Consider the following 26,053-nt stretch of genomic DNA (forward strand, 5'->3'; position numbering starts at 1 on the left):
CTTGCAATTTTACATTATGTGGAAATAAAAAAAGCCCTTCATCCCATTGTTTAAGGACGAAAGAGCAATGCTTCCGCGGTACCACCATAATTAGATGTAAAAAACATCTCACTTTTCCTCATAACGTGAGGTCTACGCCTATGTTTTGTCATAAGACTCCGAAGGCAGGTTCTGCAGATTAATGTGGCGAAATCTTCCAGCTCATAAATCTCGCTCTCTTTCACATCAAGGCCTACGTACTAGTCCTTCGTCAACGTTCATTGATTTTATAATATTATGACGATGATACCCAGAAATGTCAAGTGGTTTGATTAAGTTGATTAGTACAATAATCCTTTACCATTTTTTCCTCTTCTTCTTCCAATGCAAAGTCCAGAATTTGATTCGTCACTTGTTCAATAAAATCATAATGGGCGATTCGCATTACTTCCCCAACGACAGAAAATATGATGCGTAATTGGATTCCATTTTCTGAAAATAGTTCATCATCTTCAGGTACCTCTATATTGAGGAAAAATTCATAACGATCTCCTTCAAGAATTCCAGTTGGATCCAAAAGTTGTTCTACTGTATGTCCTGTAATTTCCATTTGAAAACCTACTTCCTTGACAATCTTTTTTTCATAAATAGTATGGCTAATAAAACGACTAATACTATTAAACCAATATATATGATATTTGCATAAACATCCATTATTTGTACAATTTTACCCCACGATTCGCCTAAAGCAGCACCTAAATTCACTAAAATAATATTCCAAATAAAAGTTCCAACCGCTGTCAAAAATAGAAAAAGTCCGAAATTCATATGGGCCATTCCAGCTGGTATGGAGATTAGGCTGCGAATCAGCGGTATAAATCGACAGAAGAATACGGTCCATACACCATATTTGGCGAACCAAGAATCGGCCTTTTGCAAATCATCTTTCGTTATTCTTAAAACATGACCATATTTATCAACTATTATTTCCAATCTATCAATATTCATAAGATGGCCAAGTCCATACAAAACAACAGCTCCCACAACCGAACCTAATGTAGCAAACCATAATACTCCTACTAAAGTCAGATCTGTTTTAGTTGTCATAAAGCCGCCAAAGGTTAAGATTACTTCAGAAGGGATGGGAGGAAAAATATTTTCGATTGCGATTAAAAATAGAATTCCAATATAGCCGAACCTTTCCATAATCTCTATTATCCACGTTTCCATCTTGGACACTCCCAATGTACTCATTACTTTATCTTATAAAACATGTCCAAATATTATTACTAGATTCTAAATGGCGAACTAAACCTTATTATATGATAAGCTTGATGTAAATTATTTTGTGGAGGTTCGATTAATGGAAAACTTATCGATTCGTTCGCTGAAAGAAGGTTATGAGAAAAAACTATTTTCTCCAGTAGAAGTTACTAAAATGTATTTAGACAGAATTCACCATTTACAAGATTTAAATGCTTACATAACAGTAACGGAAAATATTGCACTTCAACAAGCAGAGATTGCAGTAAAAAGATATGCTGCTGATGAAGCTTCTGGAATTTTAGAAGGAATCCCTCTCTCATATAAGGATAATTTAAATACTAAAGGTATTCGAACAACAAGTGGTTCAAAAATTGATGAAAATTTTATCCCAATAGAAGATGCAGGTGTAGTTCGCACTCTTCAAAAAGAAGGTGCTATTAATCTAGGAAAATTGAATATGCATGAATTTGCGTTTGGAATTACATCAAATAATCCGTTTTACGGTCCTGTTAAAAATCCTTGGAATCATGAGTATACACCAGGAGGATCAAGTGGTGGGTCTGGTGCAGCTGTAGCAGCTTCTTTAAGTGCTGCTTCAATTGGAACTGATACAGCCGGTTCCATTCGCATTCCTGCAGCTTCTTGCGGTGTCATCGGTTTAAAACCAACTCACGGTTTAATAGATGCTTCCGGTGTAAAACATATTTCCTGGACTCTCGACCATATAGGTCCTCTAACTAAAAATATGGATGATCTAGCTATTATAATGGAAGCCATGACGGGTAAAAATTTTACGGTAAACTTAAAAGAAGATATTCGAGGATTAAGGATTGGTGTTCCGAAAAACTATTTTAATGAAGGAATTGACGAAAATACTGCAATTCTTTATAAGAAAGCTTTAAAAGATTTAGAAAGTCTTGGAGCAATTCTAATCGAAATAGATATCCCTTATTCTCCCGAGGATCTTGCTCTTTCCTTTGCAATAGGATTATCAGAGGCAGGCTTTGTTCATGAAGAAACCATTTTATCTGCATTGGATTCGTTAGGTTTAGATGTAAAAGCATCTCTTGAAAATAGCCATGCTATTCCAGCACTTGACTATATAAAAGCTTTAAAGAGAAGAGCCCAAATAACTATACAAATCGAGCGGCTATTTGAAAAAGTAGATATCATCGCTACTCCTACTACACCAATCACTCCTCAAAAAATTGGTGAGGAAATGGTGGAAATCAACGGTACGCAAGATAGTGTATATCATACAATGATTCGCCTTCCGGCTATATTCAATGTAACGGGACACCCAGCATTATCGATACCATGCGGCTTGGCTGATAATGGACTTCCAGTTGGATTACAACTTGCAGCCGCACGATATAATGAACGAGTTTTAATTCATGCAGGTTTTGCTTATGAACAAGGATTCTTGACTTCATTTTATGAAAAAAGAAATAAACTAGCAGAATTAGCTATTAATAAATAAATGGAATGTTTTCATAAATGATTCATTAGGTATAATGTAGATATCCCTCATAAACAAAGGAGAACTGAAATGAGAAAACTCGTTCTATTTCTGCACGCATCGCTTGACGGTTTTGTGGAAGGGCCGAACGGTGAAATGGACATTGGCTGGGTTTCCTACGATGCTGATTTGGAGAAACACGCGAAAGAAATTCTGAGTACTGCCGACACTGTCATTTGGGGACGTGGGACTTATCAGATGATGCACAGTTACTGGCCATCTGTGCCTTCGAACCCATCAGCTTCGCAGCATGAACTGAATCATGCCGAGTGGATCGAAAAGACAGCCAAAGTCGTTTTTTCCACGACGCTGGAGAAAGTCGAATGGAACAATTCCAGACTAGTGAAAGAAGATGTCGAGGAAGAGATCAAGAACCTCAAACAGCAGCCAGGCAAGGATATGGTCATCCTCGGCAGTCCTAGGTTCGCACACTACCTTATGCAGCTTGATTTAATAGATGAGTATAAAATTACGGTTTCTCCCGTCCTGATCGGCAGCGGGTTGCCGTTATTCCAAGGTCTCAAGGAGAAGATCAATCTTAAACTTATCGAAAACAAGACATTTGATTCTGGAGCCATTGGCCTCGCATACCAGACGGTTAGATGACCTTATCTCCTAAAGTAGATTACGCTAAAGGATTACGTTAGCACAATAAAAGCAGCGGAAGTCTAGGTCTTTCGAGTTCCTAGTCCGTCACTGCTTTTTTTAAAAGTCAGTTCAATTCAGTTTGACGGGTGATTGTGTCGTTTGAGCTTAGAGTAAGGAGAAACGCCAAGTCGGGCGCAATTCAGGGCTTAGCGTATATTTTCGTTAATATGTTGGCGGTACCCCTGGTAAGAATAACATAAAGAAAAAAATGTTTCGATGCGGATAACATCGAAACGGCGACGCAATAGTTGGTACCTAATGGGATATCAAGTATAAAACGTGTTAAAACCACCAGAGTTGGGAGCACAACGCGGTTTTATTCTTTTTTACAAAAAGATAACCATCCAGCTAACATTATTAAATTTGTAATTAACTGCCATTCCAATGATATAATTAATTTAAACTTTTATCTTAAGGAGGAACGGAAAATGATTAATCAAGTCGGTCAAATAATGTTATATGTACATAATCAGGATGACTCAGTGAAATTTTGGACTGAACAAGTAGGATTCGTTGTCATTTCGGAAGCTGATAATGGTCAAGGCATGAGATGGATTGAAATAGCTCCTTCAAAAGAAGCGCAAACGAGTATTGTACTCCATAATAAAGATATAATCGCTAAAATGCAGCCTGAATTAAACCTTGGTACCCCTTCTTTAATGTTTTTTACTGAAGATCTTGATAAATTATATCAAAACTTAACATCTCATGGGATTACCGTCGGTGAAATTGTTAATATGCCATCTGGAAGAGTATTTAATTTTGCTGATCGTGAACATAATTATTTTGCTGTGATGGAAAAAAAGTAAAAAATGATAAAATGCAGGGTCTTTTTCCCTGCATTTTTTCTGTTACTTGGTATGCAATTAGGGTCTGTCAACACAGATTCATGTCTATTTTGCGGATCAGATGCATACTTCATATAAAATTCCGTTTTGAATTATCTTCAAATTTCAGTTAGTTCCTCCAGCGTATTTAATACGTGATCAAGAAACTCCACTATCTCATTCATATTTTCTTCGTTAATTTTATGTTTAAATCTGGCTTCCACTTTGTTTATGTAATTTAAATCATCCCCATAGATAAAACTTAATGTTTGGGTAAGTTCTATGTCATTTTCCCAAATAGAAATCAATATTTGTTCAATGTTTTTACATTGAATCGCCACGTTATTGATACGTTTATAAAATCGTAATGTAATAGAACACCCCGGACTTGTCCCTTTCCATTCTAATATCTCGCCTGCCAGATCCTCTAATGAAGCCTCTAATACAATTTCTGCAGTGACATCAGGTTGATCCACCAAAGCAAATTGAATAGAAAATTCCCTAGCAAGAACAGAGAAATCCATTCGATCTACACGGTTCATAATGGTTATTATGCGATGGATATTATCAAGATCGTATACATGATTTTCAAATGCTACTTTTAAATTTTCAAAAATGGTTGGATCGTACATTTGGTCCTCCGAAAAATTTTCTAATATGCCTAAATATCATTACTAGTAGGCATTTAAATATCTAATACAAAATATTACTGTTCCTCAATAACTATTATACCCGACTACTATTAATCAAATAATGTTCCTTTTTCATTTAGCAAAGTAGAAATAACACTATAGAAAGTATTGTATTCCAGAAATAATCTGATAAAATTTCAATATTGTATGAATTTACAAAAATATAGAAAAACATCTTATAGCGAAGAAGGGTTCCAATTAATGAGCTTATTTGTACGAGAAAAATCATTTTACAAAACATTCTTTACTTTAACAGTTATCATTGGACTGCAAAACATTATTACGTTCGGGATCAATCTATCAGACAATCTTATGATTGGAGGATATAGTGAATACGCCCTTTCTGGAGTTGCGTTAGCAAATCAAATTCAATTCGTTCTGCAGATGCTTGTAATGGGTGTTGGTGAAGGTATGGTCATTATGGCTTCAAGATACTGGGGAGCAAAAAATATCGTATCCATTAAGAAGATATCAAGCATTGGCATGAGAATATCCATTTTAGTAGGGTTGATTATGTGGGCGATTATCTTTTTCTTCCCAGAAGCAGTTCTGTCACTCTTTACGAAAGACGCAAATGTTATTTCTGAAGGAACAAAATTTTTAAAGATCATATGCTTTTCGTATATTTTCTTTTCTATTACTAGCATTCTTATAGCTATATTAAGAAGTGTAGAAACCGTAAAAATTGGGTTTATATTATCCATTTCTACTCTTATTATCAATGTTTGTCTAAACTACATCTTGATATATGGACATTTCGGATTTCCGAGTTTAGGTGTGCAGGGCTCAGCTATTGCGACTCTAACTTCAAGAATTATCGAATTAATGATAATTATCATTTACGTGAAGCGATTTGACCAAAAAATCTATTTGAAACTTCGAGATTTTATACATGTTGAACTGGATTTATTCAAGCAATATATAAATCTAGGATCACCTATTATTATGTCTAACTTTATTTGGGGATTAGCGATGGCTGTACAAACTGCTATTCTCGGCCATATGGGAGCAGCTGCCATTGCAGCAAACAGCATTGCAACAACCGTTTTTGGAATAGTAGCCGTCGCCGTTTTTGCCTCTGCTAGTGCAACAACCGTATTAATTGGAAAAACGATTGGTGAAGGAAACGTCAATAAAATTAAATCATACGCTAAAACATTACAAATCTTGTATGTTATTATTGGGTTCTTTACAGGTGTGCTATTGTTTTTAACAAAGGGCCTAGTTCTTGACTTCTATACTATTTCGGAAGAGGCAAGATCTCTTGCCTTGCAGTTCATGACCATTCTCTCTATTTCGGTAATTGGCACTGCTTATCAGATGCCTGCATTAACAGGGATTGTTCGGAGTGGCGGAGATACGAAATTTGTATTGATCAATGACACTATTTTCATGTGGATGATTGTCCTTCCAGCTTCAGCCCTTTGTGCATTCGTATTTAATCTATCACCTTTGATCACTTTTATTTGTCTGAAATCAGATCAAATATTGAAATGTTTTGTAGCGATTGTGAAGGTGAACCGATTTAGGTGGATTAGGACGTTTGATTCCAAAGAGAATGAAATTGATGAAAAAATTCTGAAGGCAAATTGAAGAAATATCTATTTTTATTTAAATTCTAATTGGTACTTCTAATTAGTTAATATATAGCTATTCCATAAAAATTGCATCTCCAACAGTAAGATATGCTTAACGATTGGGGATGCAATTTTTCAATTGTATCATTTATGAATGGAATGCTAGAGTTTAAACTAGTTTTTTCTTATTTCCACTTATTGTACCATCTAGTGACATAGGTGCATTCATATCTACAAAAAATAGCACTACGGTAGTGTGGGTCAATGCTGTAATGGGTGGAAGTGGATCTTCTAAGTCGGTTACAGCTTCCTGTTTTTTTATCATCAAATCGTTAATAGCAATTTCTCCGTCTAAAACATATAAAAATGGTTGAAAACCTTCATACACAGGAATTTCTAATACATCCCCTTTTTTCGGATGTGCATCCAAAATATAGACATTTTGTCTTATGTGAAGTGGTGCGTTACTGTCTTCAGGGCCTACCATCAAATACCACTCTCGATTTGAAATAGCCTTTGAGTGAAACTGAATATTCGGTTCGAGATTTGTCTCCCTCGGCCTAACAAAAATTTGAAGCATCTCAACTTGATCATTTTTTACTTTTTCTTCATGCCAAAAGCTATATCCTGCATTCATCATCATTAATTTTCCAGGAGATACTGGTTCTTCTAGACCTCTGGAATCCTTATGATACATCGTGCCTTTCCAAACATAGCTCAATATCTCATCATTTACATGCTCATGCATTTTAATCGTGATTCCCTTTTTCATTACTGCATGATCAATGATACTTAATGGTCCAAATGCTGAATCTGCCTTCTTTTCCACATAAATGTCACTAGGTTGAATTCGAGTAATAGTAATGGGTCCTTTGAAAGGTTGCCTATGATTATCTGCTGATAATTTCTGTAACATGCCAAGTCACCTACTGTATCTTCAATATGCTTTTATTATAACAAAACCCATTACATGGTAAGGTTATTATGGTTTATGCTTCTCGTGATCTTCATCAATAAAACTTTTTTACTACCAGAAAATAATTCCATTAACATCACAGAAACTTGGGCATCCTCTCATAGTTCTTCTTTAATATCCTTGAATTCCCAATTTTATTTCGAAAAATCTTTCTTTTGCTAACCTGCCGTTTAACTAATTAATGTCCAAGATAAAAGTACTTTTGTAACAGTCCATCATTTTTTTATTCTTTTACATGTTTGTTTAATAATAAACTTCAAAACAGTTTTACATTAAACAAATGGGAAAACCCCCGTACTTTATTTAAAGTAACGAGGGTTGAGTACATCTCTTTTATCAAGCATCTGTAGGCTTTGTAGCGAACCTTATAACCTATTCATGTTTATATAAATATTTTAAACTACTATTTTGCTAATAAGCTGTCAATTGTTACAAACTTGTAGCCTTCTGCTCTTAATTGGTCAATCATCTTCGGAAGCGCATCGACAGTGCCTTGTAATTTGGTATTTTGGAAGTTGTGCTGGAGGACAATCCCTCCTGGTGATTTATCCCTGTTTACAATCGTTAATATATTCTCTGCTGAATTACCATCCCAATCGATTGTATCCACGGACCAAAGAATATTTTTAAATCCTAGTTTTTCAAATACCAGAGCATCAGCAGCTGTAAAGTCGCCATATGGTGGCCGTAATAAGGTAGGTTTAACCCCCGTTACCTTTTCAATGAGTTCATTTGTAGATGTAAGCTGTTGGATAACTTGTGCCGTATAAAGTTTGGATAATTCCGGATGATTCCATGAATGATTTGCAATGGAATGCCCTTCCTCTACCATTCTTTTAGCCAACTGCGGATAATAAGAAACTTGCTCTCCAACTACAAAAAACGTGGCGTGTACACCTTTTTCTTTTAAAATATCCAAAAGTTGAGGTGTAATAATTTTGTCTGGGCCATCATCGAAAGTTAAAGCAATTTTCTTTTCAGTTGTTTCTCCTTTTTTGATAGCGATTGGCTTGCTCTCTTTTGGAGCGTTTGTTTGAATAAAGGTTCGATTGATTTTAGAATCATAGGAAACGGTCATCCCTAATTTTAATGCAGTTTCTATTAATGGAATATAAGGACGGCCATTAATAACCGTTGTGGTTGTAGCAAGGTATTCACGGATCCATTTGTTTTTTTCTTTTACGAAATAGTCCATATACGCCTTGTCCAAGTAGAGTGCAACAATATTATTTCTCTCCACAGCAATAGAATTATATTTTTCATTCTTATCAACTGTGGCACCTGTATGCTTGAAAAATAGATCAGGTACCATTACACGACCATTTTGCATATAATAGTTTGTCTTAATGAGTTCACCATCAACCGAAAAATAAGCCGATGATATTGTTGCAGCTTGGGCTGGCACTACCCCGAAAATACCTGATACGATGAAAGAAAAGAGAATAATGCCCAAAAATGCCCGTTTTCTCTCTATTTTGTTTATTTTAATCATTTTAATCCCCCAGTGAATCTATCTTTTTTCCAACAGAATAGATTTTATCAACAAATCATACATAAAAATACCGTTTATTTTTGGAAAAAATAATGAGGGCCTTTAGGGGGTCTCTCGCTACAAAAGGCATATTTATAATGTTTAAAAGCCTAATTTCTCAAATTAATACTAAGAAATTAGGCTTTTCGCTGCTCTATTAATGCGCCCTGTTGTTAAATAACACTTTATATATCTAGATTTCCTTTCTTTCTATTAATTCCTTTACACAATAGAATGAGAGAATGACTAAAAACTTTTGCTTTGATTAGTATGTGGAGATCATTAGTAGATTTTTTACGTTCTTTTGTCTATCTAGATTGACATTTTTATTTTTAAGCCAAAAAACCTCTTCAGAATGAAAAAAAAACCCATTTGCAATATATTATGCAAATGGGTTTTCTTCACTGTCTGACATCTACAATGAAATAAAATATCGCTTGTTCTAATTTAATTATTTTGCTCAAGGTATTGATAAACTTCCATCATTTCTCGTTTATTCAATTCACGAATACGATTGAAAATTGGTATATCTGCAACAGCTTCAAGATTCCAGCTTTCAGGTACAACATCCCTTACTTTACCAGTTAGCCACGTTTGTACATCTATGCCATCGACTGTTTCCTCACGACCTTCATCATTGATGCCACTTGCATGACAACTAACACATGGAATTGTTAATTTAAAGACGCCATCATGGAGATTATCTTCTGAAATGACTTTCTTCCCTTTACAAAATGGACATGGATGACTTTTTTTAATCTTATTTATTTCGGTCACCAATTTTTTATATCCAAACGCTTCATACACATACGTTAGTTTTTTGTATTTTCCATTGGTGAAATACTTATCAATAATGGTTTCTCTCGTTTCGTCAATATTGGGAAAATCACAGATTGTGATCAGATTTTTAGTACTTATCGCTTCAATATTACCTTTAATTCTGTCCCAGAACGGTAAAACATTTTGTAATACGATTTCATACTCTACAAAGCTTGCTAGTTCCAATTCAAGCATTTTCAGCGAAACTTGTGTTTCCCTAGGGAGTAAAGAGACATCTTCCGTAAGCGTCATATCGCCGCCAACTATTGCTTTTAGTTTTTCCAGTTCTGGTAACTTTCCTACTGTCTCAATAACTTGATCAAGTGGCTGATGAATAATCTCGCGTATATCCGTGTCACCAAATTTTAGTTTTTTATGATGGTTAAGCACAGATCCTTCACAAATCGGACATTTAATCTTCTCTTTTGATGCTTTCATATCCTCTTTAATCTTTGATTTTGAAATGGCCATATACATCCCAAGGATTTTATTAAATCCTTCCCATGTCCTCCGGGTCTTGCCGGCTTTATCATAAAATGACGTTTCCCAATAACCATATAAAAATGTATGCTTTTCCGCTTCTGTCATCTCATTATAGCTTTTACTAATATCTTGATTAAGTTCATTCTTAATCTCATCAAAAAGGAATTGCAATTTCGGATATTGATAATACTTCAATACTTCCATTACGTCTGGATGTAATAGGCCATCCCAAAATGGTACTGTTTTATCTTGAATGACTACATCAAAATCAAATTTTTCAATAACCCGTCTCCCAGAACAACATGGACAAAAATTTTCTTGATTAAAGAAATCGAAGCTTCTTGTATCTTTATTGGTCGGATGGGCAGCTACAATATGGTTGATTAATCCACCTATCTCATAGAGAAAGCTGTATTGACTATACAAATGCCTTTCAAGATCAATGGCGATGACAGGTGCGATGGTGTCGGATTCGTATTCACCATATATCAGACGGGCCATTGACGATAGACTTTTTAAGATACCGCCCTTATAAATGTTTTCTGCATTTTTAAAGTAACCAATATGGTTTTCTTTTAAGTAGTGAATGCCATTTTGCTGTTTGAGTTTAGAAGAAATATGTGATGGAACAACTTTATTTTCACTATTTTTTTGACGAAAATAATCATCATGACTGACAACATCAAGATGCTCAACAGGTTCTAGCTGTCTTTTTCCAAAATCAATGATAAAATCAGAGCTTTCCAGCATATAGTCGTTATGTTCAATCATCATGATGCTGACAGATTCGTCCTGCAGAATGCCCCTTACACTATCAATAAATTGGTTTAATATATTTTGAGACAATCCTTTTGATGGCTCATCAAAAATAAAAAGAGTATGTGGGTTTCTTGAGTTCGAGAACAGCTCAGAAACTAAATGGACACATTGAAATTCTCCAGTTGATAAGGTTTGTGTCTTTCTTTCCAACGTTAAATAACCGAGCCCCAGTTTAATTAATAGGCTCAAGCGTTTATGAGCGATGTCTTCATTTGGCAGTTCCTCAATAATATCTTCAATCGAGCGCTGAAAAATATCATCAATATCTTCACTATATTTTGTGAGCTTCTTTTTGATATCAAGAAAAGTTGCAACGGTTGAACGGCTGGTAATCGATTGGTTACGATCTTGACCTACCATTACTAGTTTATCTTTTGGATATCGCTTCAGAAAATCTTTTACTATACACTCATTGACAAGTGTTGATTTACCACATCCAGACTCACCTGTAATGGTTACTAGTCTATTTTTAGGAATCTTAATTTTATCCATTTGAATATTACGACAGTGAAGATCGTGAAATTGATAATATTCCGTTGGTATTTCCTGATTTCTTTGCCAATGGATTGGCTGTGGGCGCGGTGATTCTTTAACAATTTTCCCTCCATATTTCCCACTGCCTGGTCCAAAGAACAATTGATCATCCGTTGCATCGAGTACTGTGTCGGAATGATCAATGAGCCATATTTGATTCTTATAACCTAATTGCTTAATCTGTTCTAAAATTTTTACTAGCGTTACGTGATCAAGACCAACAGAGATTTCATCAATAATAATCACGGTATTTTCGCTGGCTGCCATGAATTCTGCCAAGTATAGTCGTGTTAATTCTCCACCTGACAACGTACCCATAATGCGATCTAATGTTAAGTAACCAATATTCATATTGATAATATGTTTTAGAATAAGTTGTTTCGCTTCACTAATATGTAATTCTTCTGCAAGGGAAAGAATCGTTTCAATACTTAAATTGTTGATATCAGAAATACTATGTTGTTTTTCAAATAATACAATTGTATATTTCTCGACTTCAGAACTATAGCGTCTACCCTCACACTTTTTACATTCGACATTTTTATTCGTACCCCGTCCTTTACACCCAGGACACCAGCCTAATTCATTGTTAAATGAAAACACTTCTGGAGAAAGATTAAATTTTTCAGCAAGACGTACGCGGATCTCTTTAAAAACGCCTGTATGGGTGCCAATCGTTGAACGAGGATTGGCAGAAATGGATGATCTTCCAAGAAAAAGGACTAATGGCATGTCTTCCATCTTGATGGCACTGAAATTGGTTTCCATAATATTTGGAAACAAATACTGATATTCAGCCTTTGGCAATAAGGAAACGAGACGCTTCTTGGATTCTTCACCAATCGTTTGAGAAAATGTAGTCTTACCGGAACCTGACAATCCAGCAATTCCTAACGATTGATCTTCCGGCAAGTTGGTATCTAACCGGTTAATATTGTTAGCAATTAATTGATTTATTTTCATAGCCTGTCCTCCCCTTCTCTAAATTAAGTATGGCCATGTAAGTAAGACTTGAAAAGAATTTATTGTTTGTCATAATAATTGAAGACGAAGATTTTATATATTTTGTTTTATATTCACTCCAATTTTTTAAAAGAAAAATCCATGGTTCAACTCCAGCAGTTAGTGGTCCTTTTATCAACGTCCCCACAAAGTATTTACTTAACCTCAGTTACATGATAAAAATGACGCTTTTCTTTTTCTGGAAAAGCGCCATATTTTTGAAGATTGTTTTATTTGTATAAGACAATTAATGATAATATTGATCAATTTCTACTTGAATGAAATATTCAAGCGTCCGCTTAGAAGGTTGGTCCTGAAAAGCAGGCATCCTAATAGATGAAGAAATCTTCTTTACTATTCAGCCAACACTTTTTCCAGTTGTTCACCATTTTTCGTCCAAGCATATTTAGCTCCCTGGATCGCTCCGGCGCGGGCTTTTGTTGCTTCACTGAATCCAGTTTGCTCCATATGGAGATTGGTTGTTCCATCTTCTTTTTCAGTTAAAGTCCATGTAATAGTAGTTGTTTCTCCAGCACTTGCCCAAATGTAAGATAATGTATGAGGCTCGTTCACTTCGAGCACCTCGCCATTTACAATTCCATCCCACCATTCATTTGGCTCAGAGCGGAATTGAAATTTATGTCCTACGATTGGTTTAAAGTCGTTTTTCCATATCCATTTTGCAAGCATATCCGAATCTGTTAATGCGTTCCACACTTTACCGATTGAACTTTTATACTGGAAATCTAATGATACATCTGCCATTATTTACTCCTCCTCTAATAAACTTCTTAAAATTGCCATTCTATCCGTCCAAAACTTCTCGTAAAAAGATACCCAATCTTTAATCTCCTTTAAGGGAGCAGCATTTAGGCGATATCTTGTTTCTCTACCAACTTTACGGTCAGCAACTAAACCAGCATTTTTAAGAATGGCCAAATGTTTAGAAACAGCAGTACGACCCATTTGAAATTGAGGGGTTAATTCGTGAAGAGGTAACTCCTCTGCTTCTGCTAACAAACGTAGCAATTTGCGTCTTGTTGGATCAGCAATAGCTCCATAAACATCTCGCTCTTGATTTTTATCGTTCAAAATCACCCTCTCCTTACAAATTGGCCACCAATTGGTGTCTTTATTATAAGACACCATAAAGTGTCCAGTCAATATTTATTTTTTCATAACTTTATTATTTTTATTCTCTTTCATGACGTATAAGGGTTATATCTTAATTATTCAGTGGAAACATATTAATTCTTTGTTAAATAAATTCCCTCTAAGAAGATAAAGAACCGTACGAACATTCTTGATTAGGAAAAATGAGGTTCTTATTTCCCTTAAAAACTGAGTCTACATAATTCATGTATGTAATACAATCTTTTGCTCCTGATAGAATAAGAGATAGTCTGTTTAATTTCTGTCAATTGAAAAACTTAGCCACAATAAAAACACCACTAATTGTTAAATGTGTGTCTAACAATTAGTGATGCAGTTAACGATATTACTGAATTGAATTTTTATTAGGAGTTATTTTGAAGTTACGCGCAAAATAACTTCCTCATTTACTGAAACGCTTCCGGATGAAATCAAATGGTCAATACTTTCCATATCATCAGAATTCGTAATAACGATTGGAGTTATGATACTTTTTGCCATTTCTTTAACTTTTTCGAGATCAATTGTGACAAGAGTATCACCAGCTTTTACTTTTTCTCCTTCTACAACATGGGAAGTAAAGCCCTCACCATTCATAGAAACAGTTTCTAAACCAATATGAATTAAAATTTCTGCACCATTTAATGCTTTTATTCCAATAGCATGTTTTGTAGGAAAAACTTGTATGACTTCCCCATCGACCGGAGAGACAAATTTCCCTTCTTGTGGTTCAATGGCGATACCATCGCCCATTAATTTTTTCGAAAAAACAGGATCTGGAACATCTTCTAGTTGCAAGATGTTTCCTGTAGCGTATGCTTTAAGCTCGATAGTTTTAGAAACTGCTTGCTTTTTACCGAAAAGATTTTTAAACATATAAACACAACCTTTTTAAGACTTTAGATTATTAATTTGATAGGAATGAAGGCTCCAATTTTCCCACGTAAACTTTGATTTTCCTTCGACGGTTATTACACATTGATTCTCTACTGTATCCTTATAGAATCTACTTGTAAATACAGTTTGGCCATCGTTAATAAAAATTTCTAATGAAGAACGATCTAAGAACATGTGAATGTTTTGCAATTTATCAATTTTACATTGCCTAGTTTCAAGATTGCCCTGATCAAAGCTTTTTCTTTCTAATGTTAAAATACCTTTTTCATTATTAAAAATGAGCTTACAATTGTTCTGTAGTTGAATTTCAAACTGTTTCCCATCAAATTGTTCAATATCTATAAATACTTCATTAAGTTCACTGTCTAATGGGAATTCCATTTGCTCATTGGCGATTGTTATGGTTTCTGACTTTGGATTTTTTCGTAATTGCTTCAGTTCTTCAACAGGCTTTTGATATAAACTGCCGTCTTTTAAGTATATTTCTCGAGGAATTGTTAATGCATGAACCCACCCACTCTTTATTGAATGATGAGACTGCTCTTGTTCATCCCCCATGCCCATCCAAGCAATTAAAATCCTTCTGCCTGAACGATCTTCAAAAGTCTGTGGTGCATAAAAGTCAAAACCATGATCAAGTTCACTGAATTCACCATGAACAAACGTATTTTCCATCAAATCCCATTCACCGATAAAATATCCGGATTGAAATAAATTTTCATATTTAAATGGTTCTGTCTTTAATCCTTGAGGAGAAACCAATAAGATATCCATATTATTTAAGTAAAAAAAATCAGGACATTCCCACATATATCCAAATTCATTTGGTAGGGATATACCATTCCCTGCTAACGGACCTTCCATTTGCCAATGCTCTAAATCGTCCGATGAAAAAAGAACAACGGTACCATCAAGTGATGTAGTTTGTGCACCAATGACCATAAACCACTTATTCTCTTGCTGCCACACTTTGGGATCTCGAAAATGAGGGGTATATCCTTCAGGTAAATGAATGACTGGTCCTTTTTTATCAAAATGAATACCATCTTCAGATACCGCTAGACATTGATATGTTTCCCGGCCACCTTCTTCCGTTTTAACGTTTCCGGTATAAAAAAGATATAACATATTATTATATTCAATGGCAGAACCAGAATAACATCCGTCTTTTTCATACCATTCACTTGGCACTAATGCTGGTGGGTGTTCCTCCCAATGAATAAGATCCTTTGAAGAATAATGACCCCAACATTTAAACGTATGCTTCGTCTCAAATGGGTTCCATTGATAAAATACATGATATTTTCCTTTGTAATATACTAACCCGTTAGGATCGTTCAATAGACCAACTGGTGGAGTCAAATGAAAAGCTACCCGATTATCATCCTGTAGCTCGCAATCCTTTAACCTTTGTATTATCTTATTTCTTAGCTGTTTGTCCTTCTCCATAATGAACTCCTTTTACAAAATAGTAAGCTATACCTTTAACAGCAGAAAAGCGGTATAGAGTATACTTACTCTTCACCGCTCATTTAGTTTTTTTCAATTAGTTTTTATTCAAATCTTTTACCATCTTATCGGAGAATCCAAAAAGCCATGTTAAAATAAACGCCGTAGCAATCGCAACAATATTAACGAGTAGGTATAACAAGATTTGTCCATTTAAATAGAGTAAAGTACCAGGGATAACTGTGATTGCCATTCCTGTTGCCTTTAGACCGAATATAGCCGACAAGAAACCACCTACTCCCCCTCCAATTAAACCAAATACGAAAGGTTTAAAATAACGAAGGTTAACTCCAAATACAGCGGGTTCGGTAATCCCTAAAAACGCTGAAAGAGATGAAGGCAATGCTAGAGCTTTTAATTTTGCGGAGTTTGTTTTTAATCCGACTGCAAGGGAAGCTCCACCTTGAGCAGCTACAGCACAAGTGACGATTGCATTATATGGGTTATTGCCATAGGCTTCTAATAGCTGGATTTCTAACATATTAAAGATATGATGCACTCCAGTGACGACGATAAGCTGGTTCAAACCACCGATTAAGAGACCGCTAATTCCTAATGGCCATTCTAATATCGCTTTAAATATTGAGAGAATAATATTTTCTGCGGAGTGGAAAATCGGTCCAATTACAAATAATGCTAGAGTAATCATGATTAATAATGTTAAGAATGGAGTCACAATTAAGTCCAACACTTCTGGAACTCTTTTACGGATCCAGCGCTCAAGTTTGGCACCGACAATACCTGCGATAAATGCTGGTAATACAGAGCCTTGATACCCTACAACTGGAATAAATCCTAAGAACTTAATTGGATCAGCATCACCAGCTGCTACTGCATATGCATTTGGTAGTGCAGGACTGACGAGCATTAATCCTAAAACTAAACCGATTATCGGATTACCACCAAATACCCGAAAAGTAGACCAGGCTACTAATGCAGGTAAAAAGACAAAAGCTGTATCTGTTAAAACTTCAGTAAAAAGAATAAAGTTCTGTGAAATATCATTTGGTGTTAATCCAAACAAAGCTAAGATTTGTTCTTGCATGACAAGTCCACGCAAACCCATAAATAAACCGGTTGCTACAAGGGCAGGAATAATGGGAACAAACACATCGCCAAATGTACGAATAGCACGTTGAAAGCCACTACCAGCTTTAACTGCTTCTTGAGCTTGTTCTGATTTCGTCGAACCACTAATTCCTAATTTGACTACTTCTTCATACATCCTATTAACAGTACCTGTTCCAAAAATGACTTGATACTGACCGGAATTGAAAAAAGCACCTTTTACTTTATCAATATTTTCTACACGTTCTTGGTCAATCTTATCCTTATCTTTGACCATGATTCTTAGTCTTGTTGCACAATGCGCAGCAGAATTGATATTATCTTCTCCGCCAATCGCTTCAATTAGGTCTTTTGCAATTTGACTATTCTCTGACATGGATTCTCACTCCTTTTTAAAGTTGATACTACACTTTACCCGTATTAGTAAATTCCTAATTCAATCGGGCACAATTTTTATTCCACGATGTGGAATCGATTCCACAAAGATGAAAATAAAGTTAAACCTTATAAAAATTATATTCTCAAGATAGGGAATCGATTCCATATTGTGTGCAAGAATAATACAGTTCGTAAAATTCTTTATGTTAATTATAAAGTATCTCCCTCTATTATTCTATAATTTAATACGATTTTTTTCTCTCCCAACACTCCAGCCTTCATTTTATTATATAAAATATCAGCTCCTGCCTTTCCAGCTTTTTCGTTTTCATAATCAATTGTCGTCAGTTTTGGCGATATATATTTTGATAACTCTGACGTACCAATACTTACAATACTCATATCTTCTGGAATTCTTATGTTTTTTTCTTGTAAGTACCTCATGGCACCGATCGCAATCCGATCTGTAGCAGCAAAAACTGCGTCTGGTAAGTCTTCATTATTTTCTATTAATTTTTTCATGCATTCATACCCTGACTCCAAATGAAAACTCCCAATTTCTATCCATTTTTCACTTGGAGGAATTTGGTTTTCTTTTAAAGCATCGATATAGCCTTCTTTTCTTAAAACACCTACCGCTTGGTCCGTCTCATGTACACCAATATAAGCAATTCTCTCCTTCCCTTTGTTGAGGAGCAGTAGTGTTAAATATTTCGCAGCATGATAATCATCATAATAAACAGATGATATTCCGGGCATATTTTGTCCGATTACAACGAAAGGAAGTTTTAATTTTTCTATTTCCTTTATTAGTTCCTGTTGAACATTCGTTGCAACTAATATGATTCCATCTACCTGCCGATTAGCTAATAATGTTAAGTACTCAATTTCTTTTTCAATTTGCAGATTCGTAATGGCTAATAGAATTTGATACCCGTGTTCACTTAATACTTCATCAATACCACTTACGACTTTACTGGAAGTTTCAGTACTAATTCTCGGTAAAATGACGCCTACAACTTTTGTTTCTTTTGTTCGAAGTGACTTCGCTTGCTGGCTAGGAACATATCCAGTTTCATCTATTACTTTCATGACACGCTCCCTAGCTTCTTCACTTACGTAGCCAGTATTATTTAACACGCGGGATACAGTTGTACGAGAAACATTTGCCATCTTAGCGATATCTAAAATCGTAATCATAATATGCAACCCCACATTTATAAATCCATCTTAATTAATATCAAATTATATATTATCACAAAAAAACTTAGGCTACCCCACTAGAACTCAAATCTTTATCGCTCCTCCATTTACCCTTTTGAAACCACGTACTTTACTTAAATCTTCTACTAGCTTTAATGCAGCTTTATCTTTTGCCTTTGCTTCTATCATAATATCAGCTGATTTTCCGTATGCTTTTAATGCTTTTATAAAGGGCATTGCAAACTCTATATCAACATAGTCCGAATGTGCTCGTATTAATTTTTCTGACTTAGGAGAGGATAAGTGAAATTTAGGTACCCTTCCAGTGCGTTCCCATGTGGCGAAAATTCTAGGTAACAAATTCTCAAATTCTTCATTTCCAGAATTTGCGACGTGATGATGATAATCAAAAACAAAAGGTACACCATGCTCCTCACAAATTTGTAGTGTTTCTTTTGCTGTGTAGGTCTTGTCGTCATTTTCAAGCGTCGTTTGCATCCGTATATCTTTATCAAGCTTTACAAAGTTTTTATTAAATCTATTTATGGCCTCCACCTTATTGCCATACATTCCACCAACATGGATATTGATAGTTGCATCTTTGTGTAAATTCATTGCTTTCAGCATTTCATAGTGATAGGTCATATCTATTATTGCATTGTTCGTAACATGATCATCTGGACTTGTAAACAATGTAAATTGATTTGGGTGGAAGCTGACTCGTAAATGATGTCGTTGTACCAATGCTCCAATTTCTTTGAAGAGATCTTCAAAAGGGGTTATAAAATCCCACTTTACTTCAGGATGTGTTGCAAGTGGAACTAACGAAGAAGACATTCGGTAAATATCAATGCCATGTGCGATATTATAATGAAGGATTCGAATCGTATTTTTTAAATTTTGCTCAGTAAGATGATATAACTTTTCCTTTCTACTATCTTTATCTAGTTTCTTCCAATTCGTAAACGTTAACGTTCGAGAAGGAGAAGCCTCCCACAAAGAAAGTGCCGTTGAGACATAACCAAATCTGAGTATCATCTTTTCACTCCAACTCGTGATTAATAATGAAAATAGTGTTTGTGATTTAAAGAAATAAATACCCTTATGTTACGTCAACTATAAACGGAATAATTTTCCAGTTAATGGGACTAATGAGGCTGTTCTGGGTGGTAGTATGGTCTTAACTTTTCAGCACAGCCCTTTTCTCAATTACTCACGCGATCTCCCAAGTTCTTTTTGTAGAAATTGAATTTCCCTCTGTATACTAGGATAGCCTTCTATTTCAGGAATTTCGATCTGCTTTGCCGAAACATTCCGTGCTGCAGCATTTGCCATTGTTTCAAACGCAAATAGTATTTGTGCTAATTTTTCGTGAGAAAGTATTGGCCGATTCGATTCCCTTGAACAATTTTCTAATAAATATCCTAAATGCTTTGTTGAAAAAAGAATCGGCCAGTAATAATCTAACGCCTCACGATTAGGGGGAAGCTCACCAGTGGCAGTGTTATACAAGGTTTCTAAATTACTTAAATTTGTCCTCATTTTTATTCTTTCACTGCTCTTTCTTGCATTAAATCCTTCTCCCTGATCCGAAAAAAGTACCATTAGAAATTGTGCTTGACTTCGAAGGGTTTTGCTCAGTAAGTGCGGAATTCTGCTAGATGCAGATTTACTTCCTACGATATAAACCCCTAATAAGCCAATCGCACTGCCGATTACAATGTCAATAAATCTCGCCTGGGCAAAATAAGAAAAACTAAATACACCTTGACTTGTACTTTCAGCTATTAACAATGCATTTGGGGTGAAGAAAAGTACCGCCAATCCATAATTTTTCACGATAAACAACTCAGTAATAAATGTTAATACTAAAATTAACAACACAATTACAAAGCCAGATGGGTTGAAAGATAGAATGAACCCGGCGATTGCTATTCCAATTGCCGTACCTAAAAATCGCTGAATCGCACGATGAAATGTCGTTACAATCGTTGCACCCGACATCACGGCTACACAAGATAACGGTATCCAATAGGAACGAATAAATCCAAATTGATAGGCAATGATCGCGGCGATGGCCGTAATCACTCCAATGCGTACGGACGTAATAAGCACGATTGAATTTTTATCAAACGCCCCCATAAAAATCGTTTTCAGAGAGGCTTTATCAAATTGAATCGATTTTTTCACTTTACTAATTGGTTCATTAAGGACTGCATCTGCATTATAGATGGTGGTGAACAGCTGACTTACCTGCATTTCCATGTTCTCCGGCTGCAATATTCTTTTATTTTCTCTGTTACCACGCTTGTTTAAAGAATTTGCCATCATTCGAATGGATTCTCCTAATTCTTTAGGCAACATATCATTCGCATTTGAAAAATTTTCCACAACCGTGATAAACAATTCATTTGCATACATATTTAATAGATATAACCGGTTGAACCTGTCTGTTGTCCGCAATGGAATATAACCCGCTGAAAGTGTCTCTTCTGATTCATTTAAAACCTCCATGACTCTATGCTTGGTTGCTGTGAAGCTATTCGTTCCAACAGAATCCAAAAGTTCCGCTAACTGCAAATAAACTCTAGTCACTACACCAGTTTCAGGTCCATGTGGATTAAAAATCCATCCTATCATGGCAATCATCCACGATAAACTGCCACTAAGAAATACCAATCCAGCTCTTAAGAATGCTTCATTTGGATTGATTGGCATTCCTGTTGTCAAGGCAAAAACTAAAATAAAAAAGATTGCGGAAGGACCGGCAATTCTTAATGCACCAAAAATAAAAACGGATACAGCTCCAATGATTCCCATCAGAACGGCAACTGCTAGCGGATATGGTGCACTAATAGTTCCCAAATATGAAACAAGTGTTAAACCTAGAACTACCAAGAATATTTTTTTTGCTCGCTGTGCGTATGGGATGTTAAAAACATACAAATAAGCAAAGCCACCCAAGCCGGCTATTAACCCATATTGTAAATGACCAAAGGCAAGTCCTATCATAACAGGCAAGGCAGCTGCTAACCCCGCACGAAATGCTTTTATCCAAGGAAATGGTTTCTTATTAACCTGTAGTGCTTGCTTAATAATAGATGGGGCTATCGCTTTGGATTGATTGTGACCCATTTTTATCCTTCTTTACGATTATTTTTTCATTATTACTATAGATTACCCAAAAGTTATGAGTAAAACGTAAAGGAAATAATTTACTGATCTTACTTGGATTGTAATCACAAAGAAATGAAAACCAAATTTTTTATATTTTCCGATGATCGGTTCATTTGGCATGACCTTTAATTGAAGAAGTATCGAGGGGCCAATCGGATGGAGGTAAGTGATATTTCTAATACCCTCTGTAATTTCTTTAAATAGACAACTTAACAAAAGACATGGTGGTGGACTTCCATTATTCCACATGAAGTTACTAGAAAATCTAGAACAAAAAACTTAAATTGAGAGCAAAAGATTATGAAAATCGATTGAAAATGTTTGCCTATTAATCAGGAACTTACCTTTTGTTTCTATAGCCAACAGTTAAACTCTCTTTTAAAATCGTCGTACAGCCTCTACATCAAACTGATATTAGTTTAGGACATTTAATTGCCTTTTTATTGATGAGCTGTAATATCTAAATAATCATTTTTTGGCTACTCTCTATTAATCGTGAGTAAAAGCAATTTTATGAACAAGACATTAATAGTGACCGACTTGTATTAAGTTGAAGCAATTCTTTTGACGATTTATGTCGAATCCAGTATAATTATCTCGAATTCAAAATAAATCAGTGCAATTATCTCGAATTCAAAACAAACAAGAAGGATGGATGAATAGCATGACTAAAGTTGGTATTATTGTAGGTAGTCTTCGTACAAATTCTTTTTCAAAACAAGTTGCTGATAATGTAGCATCTTTATTCCCTGAAGGATATGTAACAGAGTTTGTTGAAATCGGCCACCTGCCTTTATTTAACCAAGATTTTGAAGGGGACCTCGGAACTCCTGCAGAATATACAGATTTCCGTAATGCAATCAAAGAATTAGACGCGGTATTATTTGTAACACCTGAATATAACCGTTCAATCCCAGCTGCATTAAAAAATGCCCTTGATGTAGCATCTCGCCCTTATGGAGAAAGTGTTTGGAACGGAAAACCTGCAGCAATCATTAGCCAATCCCCTGGTGCTCTTGCTGGATTCGGTGCAAACCATCACTTACGTCAAGTACTTTCTTTCTTAAATATGCCTGTAGTTCAACAACCAGAAGCTTATATTGGTTCTGTACATGAATTATTGGATGAAAAGGGTAATCTGAATGAAGGAACAATAGAATTCCTACAAGGTTTCGTTAATGAATTTGTTGAATTGATCAAGAAATATTAATAAAGTATAAAAAAGTTGGAGTGTGTGCAGAAGATACCTGCCCATACTCCAACTTTATTACTCACGGGTTAACTGTTATTTCATTAACACTCATGTTTTTATATTGGTTATGTCGGGATCAGTTTTAATATTAAGTACAGCTTTCTTGCCTTTTAACATAACATACTTATTAGCTCGTTTTACTTTGCTTTAAGTTAATCTAATTCACCCAATATTTCCATTAGACTATCCAATTCTTCATTTGTTAATGTTACACCCTTACCCATTTTCTCGTGATTTGGAGCCCAATCTCTAATGTCATACTTGGGTTCACGACCATTCCAACTAATAAGGTTAAGCTCTTTTGTCCATCCTTTTGGTGATTCCGAAAGGACAGCTATGTGCTCGGTAATTTCATATTTAAGGTCTGCCATGGAAATTCCCCCTTGATAATATTTGTTCACTATGCCTTAGACGTTCTTAATAGAGAGTTCCCCTCCATATTACTTTCGAATCCTTATTAATATGAGAAAAGGAAGTTTTTCTTAAATGTTACCCAAATTATAGACTAGGTATCACAGGCTCTGGGTCCAAAAGAGACAAGCTAGTACCTACTTCTGATTAAAAAACCTGCACAAAATAATGTCATATAAGAGGAATTACGAAAAATGAGAATCGTCCTGGGGCTTGAGAATGATGTATGAAGATAGATCATTATTTTTTGGACCTGCTCCTCAAGACATTTGTAAACGAAAAACTAGTGATAATCCGTCCTAAGACTTCCTCAAAAAGAGAAATAAAGAATCATCTTATTTCAATTTTGCGATTTAACCCAGCAGTGAAACCATCTGAGTGACTCTCCCCTATATTTTATTTTGATTTAAAAAATAGCACTGTGTTTATCATTTATTAATATCTCCACGTGGGCCTATATGAAACCCTGCGTATCCAAAGTTATCTTGATTAGATCTTTTAGGGACGGTAGGCACAATAAGCAAGGTATTCCTTCGGGATTTCGTTACCCCCTCAACTAACCAACGGCAATACGATCTCCACCAGGGTTCCCTCATTCACTTTACTATGATAGGTTATGGTACCATGATGTTGTTTAATAATCTTATGACAAATCATTAGGCCCAGTCCTGTTCCTTTTTCTTTCAGAGTATAAAAAGGCTCACCTAAACGTTTGAGTATTTCTTCCGGAATTCCACAACCTTCATCCCGAACAGAAATTATACACTTACCTTCTGCACCTTTTCGCAGGTTCAAATGAATCTCTCCACCTTCATGCATAGCCTCCATGGCGTTCTTTAATATATTTATAAAGACCTGCTTTATTTGATTTTGTTCACATGTAATAAAAAAAGATGATCCTTCATAACTCAATTTAAATTGAATATTGTTCATATTAGCCTGAGGCAAAAGTAGCTCGAGCGTGTTCTCAATCAAGTCTTTTAAATTCGTATGGTTCATTTGGATGACTTGAGGTTTTCCCAAGGAAAGAAGTTCGCTAGTAATTGTTTCAATACGTTCCAGTTCACTTAGCAGCAAGTCCGTATATTCAATTCCCCCATTGCTTTTATAAATTTGAACAAAACCTTTGATGGTTGTAAGTGGATTTCGGATTTCATGCGCTATGCCCGCTGCTAATTCACCCACGATTGATAATTTTTCAGATTGTAATAGTTGCTCCTCCGCTTTTTTACGCTCAGAGATATCTCGGCTGATAAGAACAATATGTGCTATGAGTGATTTCTCCCCTAGAACAGGCTTACAACGAGATTCAAATTCAATCCAATGACCTTGTTTATGCCTTAAACGGAACTCTATCGTCTGAGGTTCTGTATTTTCAAACAATATCCTAATTGTATTTCTAAATATATCAACATCATCCGGATGAACTAATTTAAAAAGTTCAATATTTTCCAATTCAGAGTTTTGGTAACCTAAAACGTGTACATGGGAAGGAGAGTAGTAACTAACCTTATCCTCTTTACCCACAACCAATATGAGGTCAGATGTGTTCTCAGCTATTAGTCGGTATTTAAATTCACTTTTTTCCAAAGCCTTCTTCATACTTATCTTTTCAGTAATGATTCTATACAGATTCTCATTTGACTCAATCAATAAACCCCCAATAATCACTCCCATCATCACAAATACTATATATTGAAGATGAAAGATAGGTCTATCCGGAAATACATTAAAAATAACTGGAACAGTAGTAACATAGATTACTACGTATGCTCCAAATAGAATGATGCATCTTTTTACTGGTGTGAAACGGGATATATATAATCGCAATATTGAGAAAACAATCATGATAATGAGCCACCCTATAATAGCAGGAAGCCAATGAACACTGACCAATAGTCTGGCAATTAACGCGAATCCCCCAGTAATTATGCCCGCCACAGGTCCAAGATAAGCAAAAACAAGAATGATTGCAGAGTACCGAATGTCATAAGAGTAGCCTTTTTGCTGGAAGGATAATGCAACAAGGATTGTGGATACAATTCCCGCATACACTCCAACCCAAAGACGAAACCGCTTAAGTGGATAATGATTGATTAACGAACGGATGACTAACGGAGTACTGACCAATAGTGAAAAAATTGAGAGATTAATAATATAGTCTAATAGAATCAACTGAGTCCCGCCCATCTCTAATCGTATCTTTTTTAAACTTCCTTACCTAAAAGTGGAAATATACCCATTTTTTTCATCATACACTATCTAATTATTTTATCCAACGCAAATTTCAATATTAAATGCAACACCTTATGAGAAACCACTTATAAGGCATTA

21 protein-coding genes and 1 other annotated feature are annotated in these 26,053 nt (G+C 35.4%); of the genes, 5 read left to right on the plus strand and 16 right to left on the minus strand.

Annotation, left to right across the window (positions count from 1 at the left end):
- Positions 1-49: 49 nt before the first annotated feature.
- Positions 50-263 (minus strand) — a binding site (T-box leader).
- A gap of 35 nt (positions 264-298) precedes the next feature.
- Together KHA97_RS04190 and KHA97_RS04195 are read right to left on the minus strand one after the other, a co-directional pair.
- Entirely contained in the window at positions 299-589 is a 291-nt protein-coding gene (locus tag KHA97_RS04190; RefSeq protein WP_213123473.1) for a DUF6509 family protein, read from the minus strand.
- 8 nt (positions 590-597) lie between these two features.
- Positions 598-1,209 carry a DedA family protein gene (locus KHA97_RS04195; RefSeq protein ID WP_213123474.1) on the minus strand — a complete coding sequence of 204 codons (612 nt, stop codon included), beginning with the start codon at positions 1,207-1,209 and terminating at the stop codon, positions 598-600.
- Positions 1,210-1,342: 133 nt separating this feature from the next.
- Between KHA97_RS04195 and KHA97_RS04200 the strand changes: the two genes are divergently transcribed.
- From KHA97_RS04200 to KHA97_RS04210, 3 genes are all read left to right on the plus strand, one after another.
- Positions 1,343-2,725 (plus strand): amidase, encoded by a 1,383-nt coding sequence (locus tag KHA97_RS04200; RefSeq protein WP_213123475.1) that lies wholly within the window; start codon positions 1,343-1,345, stop codon positions 2,723-2,725.
- A gap of 69 nt (positions 2,726-2,794) precedes the next feature.
- Complete coding sequence (locus KHA97_RS04205) at positions 2,795-3,370, plus strand: dihydrofolate reductase family protein (protein WP_213123476.1); 576 nt, start codon at positions 2,795-2,797, stop codon at positions 3,368-3,370.
- Positions 3,371-3,840: 470 nt separating this feature from the next.
- Positions 3,841-4,221, plus strand: coding sequence for a VOC family protein (locus tag KHA97_RS04210; protein ID WP_213123477.1), 381 nt, complete (start codon positions 3,841-3,843; stop codon positions 4,219-4,221).
- Positions 4,222-4,358: 137 nt separating this feature from the next.
- Here KHA97_RS04210 and KHA97_RS04215 read toward each other — a convergent pair whose 3' ends face one another.
- Positions 4,359-4,871 carry a hypothetical protein gene (locus KHA97_RS04215; protein WP_213123478.1) on the minus strand — a complete coding sequence of 171 codons (513 nt, stop codon included), beginning with the start codon at positions 4,869-4,871 and terminating at the stop codon, positions 4,359-4,361.
- 261 nt (positions 4,872-5,132) lie between these two features.
- On the opposite strand from KHA97_RS04215, the gene KHA97_RS04220 reads away from it, so the two are divergent.
- Positions 5,133-6,524: an MATE family efflux transporter gene (locus KHA97_RS04220; RefSeq protein WP_213123479.1), complete on the plus strand. Its 1,392-nt coding sequence runs from the start codon at positions 5,133-5,135 to the stop codon at positions 6,522-6,524.
- A gap of 153 nt (positions 6,525-6,677) precedes the next feature.
- On the opposite strand, the gene KHA97_RS04225 is transcribed toward KHA97_RS04220, so the two are convergent.
- From KHA97_RS04225 to KHA97_RS04270, 11 genes are all read right to left on the minus strand, one after another.
- The gene (locus tag KHA97_RS04225; RefSeq protein ID WP_213123480.1) at positions 6,678-7,424 is read right to left on the minus strand and encodes a pirin family protein; all 747 of its coding nucleotides are present in this window, start codon (positions 7,422-7,424) and stop codon (positions 6,678-6,680) included.
- A 463-nt stretch (positions 7,425-7,887) separates the two neighbouring features.
- Positions 7,888-8,976 (minus strand): polysaccharide deacetylase family protein, encoded by a 1,089-nt coding sequence (locus KHA97_RS04230; protein WP_213123481.1) that lies wholly within the window; start codon positions 8,974-8,976, stop codon positions 7,888-7,890.
- Positions 8,977-9,462: 486 nt separating this feature from the next.
- Positions 9,463-12,633, minus strand: a complete 3,171-nt coding sequence (locus tag KHA97_RS04235; RefSeq protein ID WP_213123482.1) for an ATP-binding cassette domain-containing protein — start codon at positions 12,631-12,633, stop codon at positions 9,463-9,465.
- A 393-nt stretch (positions 12,634-13,026) separates the two neighbouring features.
- Complete coding sequence (locus tag KHA97_RS23830; RefSeq protein WP_325167424.1) at positions 13,027-13,440, minus strand: SRPBCC family protein; 414 nt, start codon at positions 13,438-13,440, stop codon at positions 13,027-13,029.
- Positions 13,441-13,764, minus strand: coding sequence for an ArsR/SmtB family transcription factor (locus tag KHA97_RS23835; RefSeq protein WP_233713287.1), 324 nt, complete (start codon positions 13,762-13,764; stop codon positions 13,441-13,443).
- Positions 13,765-14,196: 432 nt separating this feature from the next.
- The gene (locus KHA97_RS04245; RefSeq protein WP_213123483.1) at positions 14,197-14,700 is read right to left on the minus strand and encodes a PTS sugar transporter subunit IIA; all 504 of its coding nucleotides are present in this window, start codon (positions 14,698-14,700) and stop codon (positions 14,197-14,199) included.
- A gap of 15 nt (positions 14,701-14,715) precedes the next feature.
- On the minus strand, positions 14,716-16,170 hold the full coding sequence (locus tag KHA97_RS04250) for a glycoside hydrolase family 32 protein (RefSeq protein ID WP_213123484.1): 1,455 nt from the start codon (positions 16,168-16,170) through the stop codon (positions 14,716-14,718).
- A 97-nt stretch (positions 16,171-16,267) separates the two neighbouring features.
- Positions 16,268-17,674 (minus strand): sucrose-specific PTS transporter subunit IIBC, encoded by a 1,407-nt coding sequence (locus tag KHA97_RS04255; protein ID WP_213123485.1) that lies wholly within the window; start codon positions 17,672-17,674, stop codon positions 16,268-16,270.
- Between the two features lie 212 nt (positions 17,675-17,886).
- On the minus strand, positions 17,887-18,876 hold the full coding sequence (locus KHA97_RS04260) for a LacI family DNA-binding transcriptional regulator (RefSeq protein WP_213123486.1): 990 nt from the start codon (positions 18,874-18,876) through the stop codon (positions 17,887-17,889).
- 87 nt (positions 18,877-18,963) lie between these two features.
- Complete coding sequence (gene uvsE, locus KHA97_RS04265; RefSeq protein ID WP_213123487.1) at positions 18,964-19,917, minus strand: UV DNA damage repair endonuclease UvsE; 954 nt, start codon at positions 19,915-19,917, stop codon at positions 18,964-18,966.
- A 171-nt stretch (positions 19,918-20,088) separates the two neighbouring features.
- On the minus strand, positions 20,089-22,014 hold the full coding sequence (locus KHA97_RS04270; RefSeq protein ID WP_213123488.1) for an FUSC family protein: 1,926 nt from the start codon (positions 22,012-22,014) through the stop codon (positions 20,089-20,091).
- A 706-nt stretch (positions 22,015-22,720) separates the two neighbouring features.
- Between KHA97_RS04270 and KHA97_RS04275 the strand changes: the two genes are divergently transcribed.
- Positions 22,721-23,266 carry an NADPH-dependent FMN reductase gene (locus KHA97_RS04275; RefSeq protein ID WP_325167403.1) on the plus strand — a complete coding sequence of 182 codons (546 nt, stop codon included), beginning with the start codon at positions 22,721-22,723 and terminating at the stop codon, positions 23,264-23,266.
- Between the two features lie 194 nt (positions 23,267-23,460).
- On the opposite strand, the gene KHA97_RS04280 is transcribed toward KHA97_RS04275, so the two are convergent.
- Both KHA97_RS04280 and KHA97_RS04285 read right to left on the minus strand, forming a co-directional pair.
- Positions 23,461-23,679 carry a YdbC family protein gene (locus tag KHA97_RS04280; protein ID WP_213123490.1) on the minus strand — a complete coding sequence of 73 codons (219 nt, stop codon included), beginning with the start codon at positions 23,677-23,679 and terminating at the stop codon, positions 23,461-23,463.
- Between the two features lie 592 nt (positions 23,680-24,271).
- Positions 24,272-25,894, minus strand: coding sequence for an ATP-binding protein (locus KHA97_RS04285; protein ID WP_213123491.1), 1,623 nt, complete (start codon positions 25,892-25,894; stop codon positions 24,272-24,274).
- Positions 25,895-26,053 lie beyond the last annotated feature (159 nt).

This window comes from Lederbergia citri, assembly GCF_018343625.1.
In the GTDB taxonomy this organism is placed as follows: Bacteria; Bacillota; Bacilli; order Bacillales; family Bacillaceae_C; genus Lederbergia; species Lederbergia citri.